At 58.0% G+C, this 15,320-nt stretch carries 13 protein-coding genes; 3 read left to right on the top strand and 10 right to left on the bottom strand.

Annotated elements, in window-relative coordinates; genetic code table 11:
• Positions 1 to 17: 17 nt before the first annotated feature.
• From aceA to BKD70_RS15675, 9 genes are all read right to left on the bottom strand, one after another.
• A complete protein-coding gene (gene aceA / locus BKD70_RS15715; protein WP_047274311.1) occupies positions 18 to 1,343 on the bottom strand; it encodes an isocitrate lyase in 1,326 nt (441 codons plus the stop codon).
• Between the two features lie 231 nt (positions 1,344 to 1,574).
• A complete protein-coding gene (locus BKD70_RS15710) occupies positions 1,575 to 2,318 on the bottom strand; it encodes a secretin N-terminal domain-containing protein (protein ID WP_047274313.1) in 744 nt (247 codons plus the stop codon).
• Positions 2,319 to 2,468: 150 nt separating this feature from the next.
• Positions 2,469 to 2,891, bottom strand: a complete 423-nt coding sequence (locus tag BKD70_RS15705) for a GNAT family N-acetyltransferase (RefSeq protein ID WP_047274314.1) — start codon at positions 2,889 to 2,891, stop codon at positions 2,469 to 2,471.
• Positions 2,884 to 4,050, bottom strand: coding sequence for a cupin domain-containing protein (locus BKD70_RS15700; RefSeq protein ID WP_047274315.1), 1,167 nt, complete (start codon positions 4,048 to 4,050; stop codon positions 2,884 to 2,886). Before BKD70_RS15700 ends, BKD70_RS15705 begins: the two co-directional genes overlap by 8 nt.
• Positions 4,051 to 4,133: 83 nt before the next feature.
• Positions 4,134 to 5,504, bottom strand: a complete 1,371-nt coding sequence (gene purB, locus BKD70_RS15695) for an adenylosuccinate lyase (protein ID WP_047274316.1) — start codon at positions 5,502 to 5,504, stop codon at positions 4,134 to 4,136.
• Positions 5,505 to 5,633: 129 nt separating this feature from the next.
• On the bottom strand, positions 5,634 to 6,254 hold the full coding sequence (gene hflD, locus BKD70_RS15690) for a high frequency lysogenization protein HflD (protein WP_047274318.1): 621 nt from the start codon (positions 6,252 to 6,254) through the stop codon (positions 5,634 to 5,636).
• Positions 6,251 to 7,384, bottom strand: a complete 1,134-nt coding sequence (mnmA, locus tag BKD70_RS15685; RefSeq protein WP_047274320.1) for a tRNA 2-thiouridine(34) synthase MnmA — start codon at positions 7,382 to 7,384, stop codon at positions 6,251 to 6,253. Before mnmA ends, hflD begins: the two co-directional genes overlap by 4 nt.
• 59 nt (positions 7,385 to 7,443) lie before the next feature.
• Positions 7,444 to 7,890 (bottom strand): NUDIX hydrolase, encoded by a 447-nt coding sequence (locus BKD70_RS15680; protein ID WP_047274322.1) that lies wholly within the window; start codon positions 7,888 to 7,890, stop codon positions 7,444 to 7,446.
• Between the two features lie 148 nt (positions 7,891 to 8,038).
• The gene (locus tag BKD70_RS15675; RefSeq protein ID WP_047274324.1) at positions 8,039 to 10,261 is read right to left on the bottom strand and encodes an NADP-dependent isocitrate dehydrogenase; all 2,223 of its coding nucleotides are present in this window, start codon (positions 10,259 to 10,261) and stop codon (positions 8,039 to 8,041) included.
• 466 nt (positions 10,262 to 10,727) lie between these two features.
• On the opposite strand from BKD70_RS15675, the gene icd reads away from it, so the two are divergent.
• Positions 10,728 to 11,984: an NADP-dependent isocitrate dehydrogenase gene (gene icd, locus BKD70_RS15670; protein ID WP_047274325.1), complete on the top strand. Its 1,257-nt coding sequence runs from the start codon at positions 10,728 to 10,730 to the stop codon at positions 11,982 to 11,984.
• A gap of 73 nt (positions 11,985 to 12,057) precedes the next feature.
• On the opposite strand, the gene BKD70_RS15665 is transcribed toward icd, so the two are convergent.
• Positions 12,058 to 12,330 (bottom strand): cold shock domain-containing protein, encoded by a 273-nt coding sequence (locus tag BKD70_RS15665; RefSeq protein ID WP_139047502.1) that lies wholly within the window; start codon positions 12,328 to 12,330, stop codon positions 12,058 to 12,060.
• A 224-nt stretch (positions 12,331 to 12,554) separates the two neighbouring features.
• Here BKD70_RS15665 and clpS point away from each other — a divergent pair, with 224 nt between their 5' ends.
• Together clpS and clpA are read left to right on the top strand one after the other, a co-directional pair.
• A complete protein-coding gene (clpS, locus tag BKD70_RS15660; protein ID WP_047274327.1) occupies positions 12,555 to 12,917 on the top strand; it encodes an ATP-dependent Clp protease adapter ClpS in 363 nt (120 codons plus the stop codon).
• Between the two features lie 29 nt (positions 12,918 to 12,946).
• A complete protein-coding gene (clpA, locus tag BKD70_RS15655; protein WP_047274328.1) occupies positions 12,947 to 15,217 on the top strand; it encodes an ATP-dependent Clp protease ATP-binding subunit ClpA in 2,271 nt (756 codons plus the stop codon).
• Positions 15,218 to 15,320: the final 103 nt, after the last annotated feature.

Genomic DNA, 15,320 nt, shown 5'->3' with positions numbered 1-15,320 from the left:
CACTGGTTGCCGGGCAATCAGTGGAACTGTTCTTCTTCGGTCGAGCCGGTCAGGGCGGTGACCGAGGACGAGCCACCCTGAATCACGGTGGTCATGTCATCGAAGTAACCGGTACCCACTTCCTGCTGGTGCGCAACGAAGGTGTAACCCTTGGCGGCGTCAGCAAACTCCTGCTCTTGCAGCTTCACGTAGGCGGTCATGTCGTTACGGGCGTAGTCGTGCGCCAGGTTGAACATGCTGTGCCACATGTTGTGAATGCCAGCCAGGGTGATGAACTGATGCTTGTAGCCCATTGCCGACAGTTCGCGCTGGAATTTGGCGATGGTCGCGTCGTCCAGGTTTTTCTTCCAGTTGAAGGAAGGCGAGCAGTTGTAGGACAGAATCTGGTCCGGGTATTCCTTTTTGATCGCTTCAGCAAAGCGGCGCGCTTCGTCCAGGTCAGGCTTGGCGGTTTCACACCAGATCAGGTCGGCATACGGCGCGTAGGCCAGGCCACGGGCAATCGCTTGATCCAGGCCAGCGCGCACTTTGTAGAAGCCTTCCTTCGTGCGTTCGCCGGAGACAAATGGCTTGTCGTACGGATCGCAGTCGGAGGTCAGCAAGTCGGCAGCGTTAGCATCGGTACGGGCCAGAATGATGGTCGGTACGCCCGCCACGTCGGCAGCCAGTCGGGCCGCAGTCAGCTTCTGTACGGCTTCCTGGGTGGGAACCAATACCTTGCCGCCCATGTGGCCGCATTTTTTAACCGACGCCAGTTGGTCTTCGAAGTGAACGCCTGCAGCGCCCGCTTCGATCATGTTTTTCATCAGCTCGTAGGCATTGAGTACGCCGCCGAAACCGGCTTCAGCGTCTGCCACGATGGGGGCGAAGTAGTCGATATAACCTTGGTCGCCCGGGTTCTTGCCGGATTTCCACTGAATCTGGTCGGCGCGACGGAACGAGTTATTGATGCGCTTGACCACGGTTGGAACGGAGTCCACCGGGTACAGCGACTGGTCGGGGTACATGGATTCGGCAGAGTTGTTGTCTGCCGCCACTTGCCAGCCCGACAGGTAGATAGCCTGGATACCGGCTTTAACCTGTTGTACTGCCTGGCCCCCGGTCAGGGCGCCCATGCAGTTGACGAAATCTTTTTCAGGACGGAAGGACGGGTGTGCGCCCTGAGTCACCAGTTTCCACAGCTTTTCGGCGCCCATTTTTGCAAAGGTGTGCTCGGGTTGAACCGAGCCGCGCAGGCGGACCACGTCAGCAGCGGAGTAATCGCGAGTCACGCCTTTCCAGCGTGGGTTTTCGGCCCAGTCTTTCTCGAGGGCTGCAATTTGCTGTTCGCGTGTCAGTGCCATGGTGATAAACCTCGTCGCATAGGTCTGGGTTGAAAAATTTTTGCTCCACCAGGCACACAACCATTTTGTTCGTATACGTGCGTGAATGGCTTCTCGCTAGCGGTCAGGGGCGCTTTGCAGGGCTCTGATCGGCGGGAGCGGGGCCATCATGCCTTCGCTTTTTTGAGTCGTCAAACGTTTTGTAGTGCTTTTTATGTGGCACTACATATTTGGTCTAATACGACCCGTCAGTCAGTTTTGGCCTTTTGGGTCGAGTGCGTCGACTTTGACCCGCAATGTCATGTCATCCCGGCTTTGAGTCGAGTAGGTGCGGGTTTGGCCCTGCTGGCTAGCCAGATTCTGGCCGCTGATGCCCGCCACTGTGATCCATTGGCCGAGGGGGCCGCTGACCTGTGTGTCGGTACTTTGCACGTTCACTACATCCGGCTGTTCCTGGCTCATGCGGTCGCGGTTGGTGCTGATCGCCAGGTGTACCGTTTCACCTGTAACGCTGGCGGTGATGTAAAAACCCTTGGTCACGTTGCGATAAGCGGTTTGTGCCGAGAGGCGTCCGTATGCATCGGTCTGGGTGCTTGTCTGGGGAATGCTTTGGCCTGTCTGGATCAAGGCGGGAACACCTTCAGTGGCTTGAATCTGCTGAACGCCGCCGTCACGGCTGGCGGTGCTGTAGACCCGCGTATTGCTGTTGCTGTCAGGCAGGTTGGTATCGCTGGTATCGACGGTGATCAGCAAACGGCGCGCAGGCGTGTCGAGCTGGCTGAGCAAGTCTTCCAGGCCCTGGATTTTCTGGGTCGGGGCCTCGACGATGAGTTGATTGCCGTAAACGGTGACGTTGCCGTCCTTGCCGATGAAGTTCTGGGCCACCGGCAGTAAGTCCGCGTTGGTGCGGTTTTGCAGTGTGATGACTTGGGTATCGGCAAGGGCGCTGAGGCTCAACAGCATCATCAGACCGGCTATGAGTGGGCGTAAGACCATGTCTGTTATCTCCGCAAGGCTTGAAAAGGGATGAAAGCAGTGTGCCAGTTTGTCGGCCTAAATGTGGCGAGGTTGAATGACACACAGCAAAACGCCCTGCGATCCGACGATGGCAGGGCGTTTTTTATTCAGGAGCAGCGTTCACGCGTGTCAGGCGCAGCGCACCATGTCCACGTGCGGAATGCCCGCCTCCAGAAACTCGTCGCTCACGATCTTGAACCCGAGCCGCTCATAGAACGGCGTGGCGTGCACCTGTGCGCTCAGCTTCACCTCTTTCAAGCCGCGTTCTTCGGCTTGTTCGAGGGTGGCCTGCATCAGGGCGTCGCCGACTTTCAGTCCGCGCCAGTCCTTGAGGACGGATACACGGCCTATCTGGCCATCCGCCAGGAGTCGGGCCGTGCCAATGGCGAAATCGCCCTCAAAGGCCAAAAAGTGTACGGCGCTGCTGTCGTCCGAATCCCACTCCAGCTCGGGCGGAACGTGCTGTTCGTTGATAAACACCGCTTCACGGATGCGTCGAAGTTCGGCGTTATCCTTTTGCCAGTCGGCGACACGTACGCGAATTTTATTCATCAGCGAACCCCAGGCTTCCTTGTTTGACCAATTCACACAGCAGGTTGCGGCCATCTTCATCTGGCAGCCACGGGCCGAGGTTTTCGGCATGCAAGGCATCGGCGGCACAGATCATTTTCAAGAGATCGCGCAGTTTGCCCGGCAGCAGACGGCTCTGTCCGCTGGCAAACAGAAGCAGGTCTTCATCCACCTCGGACCAGGCCAGGCGGGCGCTCGGGTTGCGGATCAATACCGCGCCCTGGTCGAGACTGCCGAGCAAGTCTTCTTCTTCGAGCTCGGGGCCTACGACGAGTTCCGGATAGCGTGGCTCGGTCATGAACTGGCCGAACCAGGTCAGGAGCATGCGCTCATCGCTCATGTGTTCAGCGAGCAAGCCTTTCAAGCGGTCCAGCGCATCGCGCTGGATCTGATGCGGGTCGCTGACCGGTTGTGCGTCGGCATCGGTGTAACGTTCTTCATCCGGCAGGTACTGGCTGAGGAAGTCGGTGAAGTGGGTCAGTACTTCAGCGGCGCTCGGGGCGCGGAAACCGACCGAGTAGGTCAGGCAGTCGTCCACGGCTACACCGCTATGGGCAAGGCGTGGCGGCAGATACAGCATGTCGCCGGGTTCCAGTGTCCACTCATCGGTGGCCTGGAAGTCTGCCAGGATGCGCAGGTCGGCGTGTTCCAGCAGGGCGCTGTCGGAGTCGCACATCTGGCCGATCTGCCAGTGGCGCTTGCCAGCCCCTTGCAGCAGGAATACGTCGTAATTATCGAAGTGCGGGCCGACGCTGCCGCCGGGTGCGGCGTAGCTGATCATCACGTCGTCAATACGCCAGCTCGGCAGGAAGCGAAAGTGCTCCAGCAGCTCGCCCACTTCGGGCACGAACTGATCGACGGCTTGCACCAGCAAGGTCCATTCGCGTTCAGGCAGTTTGCCGAACTCATCTTCGGCAAAAGGCCCGCGGCGCAGCTCCCACGGGCGTTCGCCGTGTTCGATGACCAGTCGTGATTCGACCTCCTCTTCAAGTGCCAGACCGGCCAGTTCGTCGGCATCGATCGGGCTTTCGAAGTCAGGGATTGCCTGTCGGATCAGCAGCGGTTTTTTCTGCCAGTAGTCGCGCATGAATTCGCGTGCAGTCATGCCGCCCAGAAGTTGAAGAGGAAGATCAGGATTCATGTGTAACCTATTGAAAAGTTGCGCTTTGTATTCGGGAATAAAAACGCCCGGCACGGCCGGGCGTTAGTAGGTCGTTACAGCACTCAGATGCGCTTGGCCTGTTCGACCGCGTTGCCGATGTAATTGGCAGGGGTCAGCAGCTTCAGCTCGGCCTTGGCCGCTTCCGGCATTTCCAGGCTATCGATGAACGTCTGCAGTGCTTCAGGGCTGATGCCCTTGCCGCGCGTCAGCTCTTTGAGCTTCTCGTACGGGTTTTCAATGTTGTAGCGGCGCATGACGGTCTGGATCGGCTCCGCCAGCACTTCCCAGCAGGCATCCAGGTCAGCAGCGATTTTCTGGGCGTTGAGCTCCAGTTTGCTGATGCCTTTGAGGCTGGCTTCGTACGCGATCACGCTGTGAGCAAAGCCCACGCCGAGGTTGCGCAGCACGGTGGAGTCGGTCAGGTCGCGCTGCCAGCGGGAGATTGGCAGTTTGCTGGCCAGGTGCTGGAACAGCGCGTTGGCGATCCCCAGGTTGCCTTCGGAGTTTTCGAAGTCGATCGGGTTGACCTTGTGCGGCATGGTCGATGAACCGATCTCGCCCGCGATGGTGCGCTGCTTGAAGTAGCCCAGGGAGATGTAGCCCCAGATGTCGCGGTCGAAATCGATCAGGATGGTGTTGAAGCGCGCAATGGCGTCAAACAGCTCGGCAATGTAGTCGTGCGGTTCGATCTGCGTGGTGTACGGGTTGAAACCCAGGCCCAGTTCGTCTTCGATGAAGGCGCGGGCGTTGGCTTCCCAGTCAATCTGCGGGTAGGCCGACAGGTGGGCGTTGTAGTTGCCCACGGCGCCGTTGATTTTACCCAGCAGCGGTACGGCGGCCACTTGAGCGATCTGGCGCTCCAGGCGGTAAACCACGTTGGCTAGTTCTTTACCCAGGGTGGTAGGCGACGCCGGTTGACCGTGGGTGCGCGACAGCATCGGCACGTCGGCAAAGCGGATGGCCAGTTCGCGGATGGCTTCAGCGGTTTGACGCATCAGTGGCAGCATCACCTCATCACGGCCTTCGCGCAGCATCAGCGCGTGGGACAGGTTGTTGATGTCCTCGCTGGTGCAGGCAAAGTGGATGAATTCGCTGACATTGGCCAGTTCCGGCAGCTTGGCAGCCTGTTCCTTGAGCAGGTACTCAATGGCTTTGACGTCGTGGTTGGTGGTGCGCTCGATCTCTTTGACGCGTTCGGCGTGTTCCAGAGAGAAGTTTTCGGCCAGTTCATTCAGAACGGCGTTGGCTTCGGCGGAGAAGGCCGGGACTTCCGGGATGGCCGCGTGGGCAGCCAAGCGCTGGAGCCAGCGAACTTCAACCAATACACGGGCACGGATCAGGCCGTACTCGCTGAAAATAGGGCGCAGGGCCTGGGTTTTGCCGGCGTAGCGGCCGTCAACAGGGGAAACCGCAGTGAGCGAAGAGAGCTTCATGGGGTGTTCTCGGACAGTCGGGCAACGAAATGGGGCGCGTATCATACATGAAAAAAACGGCCGGTCCGTTGCCAAGTGACCGGCGTCATACGCGAAGCGACGTTACAAAGGTGTGCGTTCTGGCGGGTGTTAGCCGCGCAGCATCGGATAAAGCTCTTTGAGCAGCTTGCGACGGCTGAATACCAGTTGCCAGCGATGACCGCCCAATTGGCGCCACAAGCGTGCCGAGCGGATCCCGGCCAGCAGCAGTGCGCGAATTTTGGCGGCGTTGCTGGGTTGTTGCAGGTTGCGCATGTCGCCGTGGACCTGAATGCGCTGGCGCAGCGTGCTCAGGGTGTCCTGATACAGTGCGCCACAGGCCGCCACGACGTTTTCATGGGCCGGACCGAAGTGCTCGACCTGGGACTGGATCTGCGGCAAGCGTTTGCCGATCAGTTCAAGCATGTCGTCACGCTTGGCCAGCTGGCGCTCCAGGTTGAGCATCGACAGGGCGTAGCGCAAAGGCTCGCGCTGCAACGTATTGGGGTCGCGTTCAAGGGCGCCAATGAGGGCCCGGTAACCTTCGCGCAGGTTGATGTCGTCACCGCCAAACACTTCCAGCGTGTCTTTCGGGTCGCGCACCAGCAATGTGCCAAGCATGCAGGCCAGATCCGCTTCCCCGACCTGACCGGTGCGGGCGATTTTGTCCACCAGCACGGCAGCCAGAAAAACCCCGCCGAGTGCGATCAGTTGTTCCTGGGTGGCATTCATGCCTGTTCGCCCTTGTGGTTCCAGGGTTCGGCCACTTCGATCACGCCGCCGCCCAAGCACACTTCGCCATCGTAGAACACCACTGACTGGCCGGGTGTAACGGCGCGTTGCGGGTCATCGAAGGTCGCGCGGTAGCCGCTGGCGGTTTTTTCCAGCGTGCAGGGCTGATCGCTCTGGCGATAGCGCACTTTGGCGGTCAGGCGCAGCGGGCTGTCGAGGTTGATCGGGTTGACCCAGAAAATCTCCGACGCGAGCAGGGCGCGCGAAAACAGCCAGGGATGATCGTTACCCTGGCCGACAATCAGTTCGTTGTTTTCGAGGTCTTTGTGCAGCACGTACCACGGCTCGTCGCTGGCGTCTTTCAGGCCGCCGATACCCAGGCCCTGCCGCTGGCCAATGGTGTGATACATCAGGCCGTGGTGGCGGCCGATGACTTCGCCGTCGGTGGTTTTGATCTCGCCCGGTTGAGCGGGCAGGTATTGCTTGAGGAAATCGCTGAAACGGCGCTCACCAATGAAGCAAATACCGGTGGAGTCTTTCTTCTTGGCGGTCGCCAGGCCATGTTGCTCGGCAATCTTGCGCACTTCGGGTTTTTCCAGTTCACCGACCGGGAACAGGGTGCGGGCAATTTGCTCGCCGCCCACTGCGTGCAGGAAGTAGCTCTGGTCTTTGTTTGGGTCCAGGCCCTTGAGCAGCTCGGTGCGGCCGTCGATGTCGCGACGGCGCACGTAGTGGCCGGTGGCAATCAGGTCGGCGCCAAGCATCAGGGCGTAGTCGAGAAACGCTTTGAACTTGATTTCACGGTTACACAGGATGTCCGGGTTAGGAGTGCGTCCGGCCTTGTATTCGGCCAGGAAGTGTTCAAACACGTTGTCCCAGTATTCGGCGGCAAAATTGGCGGTGTGCAGCTTGATGCCGATTTTGTCGCACACGGCCTGGGCGTCTGCCAGGTCATCCATGGCGGTGCAGTAATCCGTTCCGTCGTCTTCCTCCCAGTTCTTCATGAACAGGCCTTCCACCTGATAGCCCTGCTCCATGAGCAGAACGGCGGAAACGGAAGAGTCAACACCGCCGGACATGCCGACAATGACGCGCTGTTTTTCGGGGGCGACTAAGGCTGGATCACGCATAGGGTTTCAATGAGTGTCTTGAAAAAGGACGCGATTCTAGCAGGCCCGAGCGCTCAAGGCTAAACCGAAGGGCGGATTAACGAGAGGTCAAACAATTTGCCGGACAGATAATCGTCGATGCACAGCAAGGTCAGTTCGCTGCGCCAGCGGTCGCGTTGTGCGAGTAACTCGTCGCGGGTCAACCACCGCGGGCCGATAATCCCGGTATCGAGCGGTGAGTCGGGGTGATGCTTGAGCGCTTTGCCTGCAAAGCACACGCGCTGATACGTCACACCATTGCTGGGGGCGGTGTACAGGTAAATGCCGATCACGCCAGTCAATTCAACGTCATAGCCGGTTTCTTCGAAGGTCTCGCGAATCGCGGCCTGGATCAGGCTTTCATTGGGGTCCAGATGCCCGGCAGGCTGATTAAGCACAGCGCGCTCGTGCTTGAGCTCTTCGACCATCAGGAAGCGACCATGGTCTTCGACGACCGTGGCAACTGTGATGTGGGGTTTCCATTCCATAAAATGTGCTCGGCTTGAAGGAGGGTGGGATCTGGATCCTACAGAAAGTGTGTGCCAACCCCAACCTCTGCAAGTGTCGGCAGTGGGGAGCCCAAAAACACAAACCCCGGCGTCGTGGGCCGGGGTTTGTGGTGTTGCGGTGTTGCTCTTACACCGAAGCGATGATCGCGTTCAGTGTGGCGCTAGGGCGCATAACGTTGCTGACCTTGTCGGCATCGGCGTGGTAGTAACCACCGATGTCGACCGGCTTGCCCTGAACGGCGTTGAGTTCGGCAACGATGGTTGCTTCGTTCTCGGCCATGGCGTTTGCCACTGGGGCAAACTGGGCTTGCAAGTCTTTGTCTTCGGTCTGGGCTGCCAGGGCTTGTGCCCAGTACAGAGCCAGGTAGAAGTGGCTACCGCGGTTGTCGATATTGCCGACTTTGCGCGATGGCGATTTGTTGTTGTCGAGGAACTGGCCAGTGGCCTGGTCCAGGGTTTTGGCCAACACCAACGCTTTCGGGTTGTTGTAGGTCGTGCCCAGGTGCTCCAGGGAAGCAGCCAGTGCCAGGAATTCGCCCAGCGAGTCCCAACGCAGGAAGTTTTCTTCCAGCAGTTGCTGCACGTGCTTGGGTGCCGAACCGCCTGCGCCGGTTTCGAACAGGCCGCCGCCATTCATCAGCGGAACGATCGACAGCATTTTGGCGCTGGTGCCCAGTTCCATGATCGGGAACAGGTCAGTCAGGTAGTCGCGCAGAACGTTACCGGTCACCGAGATAGTGTCCAGACCCTTGCGGGTGCGCTCCAGCGTGAACTCCATGGCCTCGACCGGAGGCATGATGCGAATGTCCAGGCCATTGGTGTCGTGATCCTTCAGGTAAGCCTGAACTTTCTCGATCATCACGCCGTCGTGGCTACGTTGCGGGTCCAGCCAGAAAACAGCAGGGGTGTTGCTGGCGCGAGCGCGGTTGACGGCCAGTTTGACCCAGTCGCGGATCGGCGCGTCTTTGGCCTGGCACATGCGCCAGATATCGCCCGCTTCGACTTTTTGTTCCATCAACACGTTGCCGTTGCTGTCGCTCACGCGAACCACGCCATCGGTCTTGATCTGGAAAGTCTTGTCGTGGGAGCCGTACTCTTCGGCTTTCTGGGCCATCAGGCCAACGTTTGGCACGCTGCCCATGGTGGTCGGATCGAAGGCGCCGTGTTGCTTGCAGTCTTCGATAACCGCCTGGTAGATGGTTGCGTAGCAGCGATCCGGGATCACGGCCTTGGCGTCGTGCAGTTGACCGTCAGTGCCCCACATTTTGCCGGAGTCACGGATCATGGCTGGCATCGACGCGTCGACGATGACGTCGCTCGGCACGTGCAGGTTGGTGATGCCTTTGTCGGAGTTAACCATCGCCAGCGCAGGGCGAATGGCGTAGACCGCCTGGATGTCCGCCTCGATTTCGGCTTGCTTGTCCGCCGGCAGGGCCTTGATGCGGGCGTACAGGTCGCCGATGCCGTTGTTCAGGTTGAAACCGATTTCTTTCAGGACGTCAGCGTGTTTTTCCAGCGCGTCCTTGTAGAACTCGGCCACGATCTGACCAAACATGATCGGGTCGGAGACCTTCATCATGGTGGCTTTCAAGTGAACCGAGAACAGTACGCCTTGTTTCTTGGCGTCTTCGATTTCGGCCGCTACGAACTGGCGCAGGGCTTTTTTGCTCATGACGGAGCAATCGATGATCTCGCCGGCCTGTACGGCCGTTTTTTCTTTCAGGACGGTGGTCGTGCCGTCTTGAGCAATCAATTCGATTTTGACGCTGTCCGGGGCTTCAATCAGGGCTGCTTTTTCGCTGCCGTAGAAGTCGCCTTCGCTCATGTGAGCCACGTGGGACTTGGAGTCTGCGGCCCAGGCGCCCATTTTGTGCGGGTGCTTGCGTGCGTAGTTTTTCACCGACAGCGGTGCGCGGCGGTCGGAGTTGCCTTCGCGCAGTACCGGGTTTACGGCGCTGCCCATGACTTTGCTGTAACGCGCTTTGACGTCTTTCTCGGCATCAGTGGTGACTGACTCGGGGTAATCCGGGATATCGAAGCCCTGCGCTTGCAGTTCTTTGATCGCGGCCTGCAATTGCGGGACCGAGGCGCTGATGTTAGGCAGCTTGATGATGTTGGCTTCAGGGGTAACGGCCAGGGCGCCCAATTCGGCGAGGTGGTCCGCTACGGCCTTGGCACCCAATTGCTCGGGGAAGCTGGCAAGAATTCGGCCTGCCAGAGAGATGTCGCGCGTCTCAACAGCGATATCAGCCGGAGCGGTGAACGCTTCGATGATAGGCAGCAGTGAATAGGTGGCGAGGGCCGGAGCTTCGTCGGTGAAGGTATAGATGATCTTCGAACGGGTGGGCATTTCGGATTAACTCTCTTCTTTGCTGAGCGTGCTCAGATTCTCGAGATGCGCAGGGTAGGCGCTTTCGTTCACAGTGAACAATGAGCCGAAAGTCGAGGTTCTTCGCGGTGATGTGAATGCATCAGTAGAGCGTCAAGCGGTCGAGCCGGGGTAACGGCTCAGCCTTTCTAGGCCTGAAAGACTCATTGCAGTGTGGTGCTTCGCGATGACTCCGCGGTCACCGGCGCAGTATACATAGGTCACTAATGTTCCGGCGAGGGCTGAGGTGGATCAGCGGTCATCCATTGGTCTAAGAAGCGTTCGCATATCGCCCTGTATTTTGGCGCTAACCCCTTTGTATCCGGGCTTGTCAGGAGGGTTGTGGCAGGCATGTAACCGGGTATGTAGAACATTCGGTTTGCGTCCCCATTCAACTGGGTTACGCTCGAGAGCGGCATAGATGTTAAACCCACATATGGAGTTCAGCATGGGATACAACAAGATCAAGGTTCCAGCCGCAGGTGAAAAAATCACCGTCAATGCAGACCACTCCCTGAACGTGCCCGACAACCCGATCATTCCTTACATCGAAGGTGACGGCATCGGTGTCGATATCAGCCCGGTCATGATCAAAGTGGTGGATGCTGCCGTGAGCAAGGCCTACGGCGGCAAGCGCAACATCTCCTGGATGGAGGTGTATGCGGGCGAGAAGGCGACTCAGGTTTACGATCAGGACACGTGGCTGCCTCAGGAAACACTGGATGCGGTCAAGGAATACGTCGTGTCGATCAAGGGCCCGCTGACCACGCCGGTTGGTGGCGGTATTCGCTCCTTGAACGTAGCCCTGCGCCAGCAACTCGATCTGTATGTCTGCCTGCGCCCCGTGCGTTGGTTTGAAGGCGTGCCCAGTCCGGTCAAAAAGCCGGGCGACGTCGACATGACCATCTTCCGCGAGAACTCCGAAGACATTTATGCCGGCATCGAATGGAAAGCCGGTTCGCCTGAAGCGAACAAGGTGATCAAGTTCCTGAAAGAAGAAATGGGTGTGACCAAAATCCGTTTCGACCAGGACTGCGGCATCGGCGTCAAACCGGTCTCCCGAGAAGGCACCAAGCGTCTGGCGCGCAAAGCCTTGCAATATGTGGTGGACAACGACCGCGAGTCGCTGACCATCGTGCACAAAGGCAACATCATGAAGTTCACTGAAGGTGCCTTCAAGGAATGGGCCTATGAAGTGGCGGCCGAGGAGTTCGGTGCAACCCTGCTCGACGGTGGCCCGTGGATGCAATTCAAGAACCCTAAAACCGGGCGCAATGTCATCGTCAAGGACGCCATTGCCGACGCCATGCTCCAGCAGATTCTGCTGCGTCCCGCCGAATATGACGTGATCGCCACGCTTAATCTCAACGGTGACTACCTGTCCGATGCGCTTGCAGCAGAAGTGGGCGGTATCGGTATTGCGCCGGGCGCCAACCTATCGGACACCATCGCAATGTTCGAGGCCACCCACGGCACGGCGCCCAAGTACGCGGGCAAGGATCAGGTCAACCCCGGATCGCTCATCCTGTCTGCTGAAATGATGCTGCGACACATGGGCTGGACCGAAGCAGCGGACCTGATTATCAAAGGCACCAATGGTGCAATTTCGGCCAAAACCGTGACGTATGACTTCGAACGCCTGATGGAAGGCGCCACGTTGGTGTCGTCTTCAGGTTTTGGCGATGCGCTGATCGCTCATATGTAGCGTTCAATGACAGAAAAGGCCGATTCATGTGAGTGAATCGGCCTTTTTTTGCACTGACTGTGGGATCGGCGGGTCAGACCGAGAGGGTGTTGGCCTCTGTCGCAGTCGTGGGGGAGGTGACTTTATTGCTGGTGATCTTCACTGCGTGCAGGCCTTTGGGGCCTTGAGTGATTTCGAAATTGACTGGCTGGCCCGCTTTGAGCGTCTTGTAGCCGTCCATTTCAATGGCTGAAAAGTGGGCGAAAAAGTCGATCTTGTCTCCTTGTTCATCTTTGCCTTCCTTGGCGTCCGTGTTGATAAAGCCGAAGCCTTTGGCATTGTTGAACCACTTGACCGTGCCTTGCATACTCATATCCCTCTGCTGCAAACGACTCCATCACTGGAGTATCATCCAGTTCACTCGCACATCGACCCTGAAAGTGGTTGACTGTGCGGACCTTTACTCCCCACATTGGGTACCAATGGTTGTAACACCGTTTTACCGATAGTCAAGGTCACGCGGCGGCGCTGTTGAAATTTGACGCGCCTGCCTCCATCACTGTAACCGCACAACGACGAACCTTTCTTTCCATGCATGCAATCAGCCAGATTCGACTAACATTCAATCAGGATCGACCCGATTTTGATGACGACGACTCCGCTGGCTTGGCTGTGCAAGAGGCTAAGCCCGCACTTCAGGCGCCGCCGATGTACAAGGTGGTTTTGTTCAACGATGACTACACACCCATGGATTTCGTCGTCGAAGTACTTGAGGTGTTTTTTAACTTGAATCGCGAATTGGCGACCAAGGTCATGCTGGCCGTTCATACAGAAGGACGGGCAGTGTGCGGCATCTTTACCCGCGACATTGCCGAGACCAAGGCCATGCAGGTAAATCAGTACGCACGCGAAAGCCAGCATCCGCTACTCTGTGAAATCGAGAAGGACGGTTAACGCCGACCACTTGGGTATGAGGTGAAGCCATGTTAAACCGCGAGCTCGAAGTCACCCTCAATCTTGCCTTCAAGGAAGCCCGCTCCAAGCGTCATGAGTTCATGACGGTTGAGCACCTCCTTCTTGCGCTTTTAGATAATGAGGCAGCCGCAACCGTTCTACGCGCCTGCGGCGCAAACCTCGACAAACTCAAGCATGACCTGCAAGAGTTTATTGATTCCACAACCCCTCTGATCCCCGTTCACGATGAAGACCGGGAAACCCAGCCTACGCTCGGTTTTCAACGGGTCCTGCAGCGTGCGGTATTTCACGTCCAAAGTTCGGGCAAGCGTGAAGTGACCGGCGCCAACGTGCTCGTGGCCATTTTCAGCGAGCAGGAAAGCCAGGCGGTATTCCTGCTCAAGCAACAAAGCGTTGCCCGCATCGATGTGGTGAATTTCATTGCACACGGCATCTCCAAAGTGCCGGGCCACGGTGAACATTCCGACGGCGAACAGGACATGCAAGATGAGGAAGGGGGTGAAACCTCCTCTTCGAGCAATCCGCTGGACGCCTATGCCAGCAACTTGAACGAGCTGGCTCGTCAGGGTCGCATTGACCCGCTGGTTGGGCGTGAGCACGAAGTCGAGCGCGTGGCTCAAATCCTTGCGCGTCGCCGTAAAAATAATCCGTTGCTGGTCGGTGAGGCCGGGGTGGGTAAAACCGCAATTGCTGAAGGCCTGGCTAAGCGTATTGTTGATAATCAAGTGCCGGACTTGCTGGCCAATAGCATCGTCTATTCGTTGGACCTGGGTGCGTTACTGGCCGGTACCAAATACCGTGGCGATTTCGAGAAGCGGTTCAAGGCGTTGCTGGGTGAGCTGAAGAAGCGCCCGCAAGCCATCCTGTTTATCGATGAGATCCACACCATTATTGGTGCTGGCGCTGCATCGGGTGGCGTGATGGACGCGTCCAATCTGCTCAAGCCGCTCCTGTCTTCCGGGGACATCCGCTGCATCGGTTCCACAACGTTCCAGGAATTTCGTGGCATTTTCGAGAAGGACCGTGCACTGGCGCGTCGCTTCCAGAAAGTGGACGTGTCCGAGCCGTCGGTTGAAGACACCATCGGCATTCTGCGCGGGCTGAAAGGGCGTTTTGAGCAGCACCACAGCATCGAATACAGCGACGAATCGCTGCGTGCCGCGGCTGAGCTGGCATCACGCTACATCAACGATCGCCATATGCCCGACAAGGCCATTGATGTCATCGACGAGGCGGGTGCTTACCAGCGCCTGCAGCCGGTTGAGAAGCGCGTCAAGCGTATCGAGGTCGAGCAGGTGGAAGACATCGTGGCGAAAATCGCCCGAATTCCGCCTAAGCATGTGTCCAGTTCCGATAAAGAACTCCTGCGCAACCTTGAGCGTGACTTGAAACTGACCGTATTTGGTCAGGATGCGGCCATTGATTCGTTGTCGACGGCTATCAAGCTCTCGCGTGCAGGACTCAAATCGCCTGACAAACCGGTCGGTTCCTTCCTGTTCGCAGGCCCGACGGGCGTGGGTAAAACCGAAGCGGCCCGTCAACTGGCCAAGGCGCTGGGGGTTGAGCTGGTGCGCTTTGACATGTCCGAGTACATGGAAAGGCACACCGTCTCGCGTCTGATCGGCGCTCCTCCCGGGTACGTAGGGTTTGATCAGGGGGGGTTGCTGACGGAGGCAATCACCAAGCAGCCGCATTGCGTGTTGCTGCTCGATGAAATCGAGAAGGCGCACCCTGAAGTCTTTAACCTTTTGTTGCAGGTCATGGACCACGGGACGCTCACCGACAACAACGGACGTAAGGCCGACTTCCGTAACGTGATCATTATCATGACCACCAATGCCGGGGCCGAGACCGCTTCCAGGGCTTCGATCGGGTTTACCTTCCAGGATCACTCGTCCGATGCCATGGAAGCGATCAAGAAAAGCTTCACGCCGGAGTTCCGCAACCGCCTGGACACCATTATTCAGTTTGGTCGCCTCAGTCACGAGGTCATCAAAAGTGTGGTGGACAAGTTCCTTACCGAGCTTCAGGCGCAGCTGGAAGACAAACACGTGCAGCTTGATGTCACAGACGCGGCACGTGGCTGGCTGGCAGCGGGTGGTTACGATGTGCTGATGGGCGCGCGCCCGATGGCGCGTCTGATTCAGGACAAGATCAAGCGCCCGCTGGCGGAAGAGATCCTCTTTGGCGAATTGGCCGATCATGGCGGAGTGGTTCACATCGACCTGAAAGACGGCGAGTTGACCTTCGAGTTTGAAACCGCGGTTGAAATGGCATAAAGCAGCCCAGCATAAAAAAGCGCCGAAAGGCGCTTTTTTTATGGCGTGGTGATCCGGATGCTGACAAATCGCAGGCAAACAAAAACGCCCGGCAGAACCGGGC

Origin of the sequence: Pseudomonas sp. BS-2016, from assembly GCF_001806145.1 — a bacterium.
GTDB lineage: Bacteria > Pseudomonadota > Gammaproteobacteria > Pseudomonadales > Pseudomonadaceae > Aquipseudomonas > Aquipseudomonas lundensis.
The sequence above is the reverse complement of the archived record's forward strand: the minus strand, read 5'-3'. Positions and strand labels throughout refer to the sequence as shown.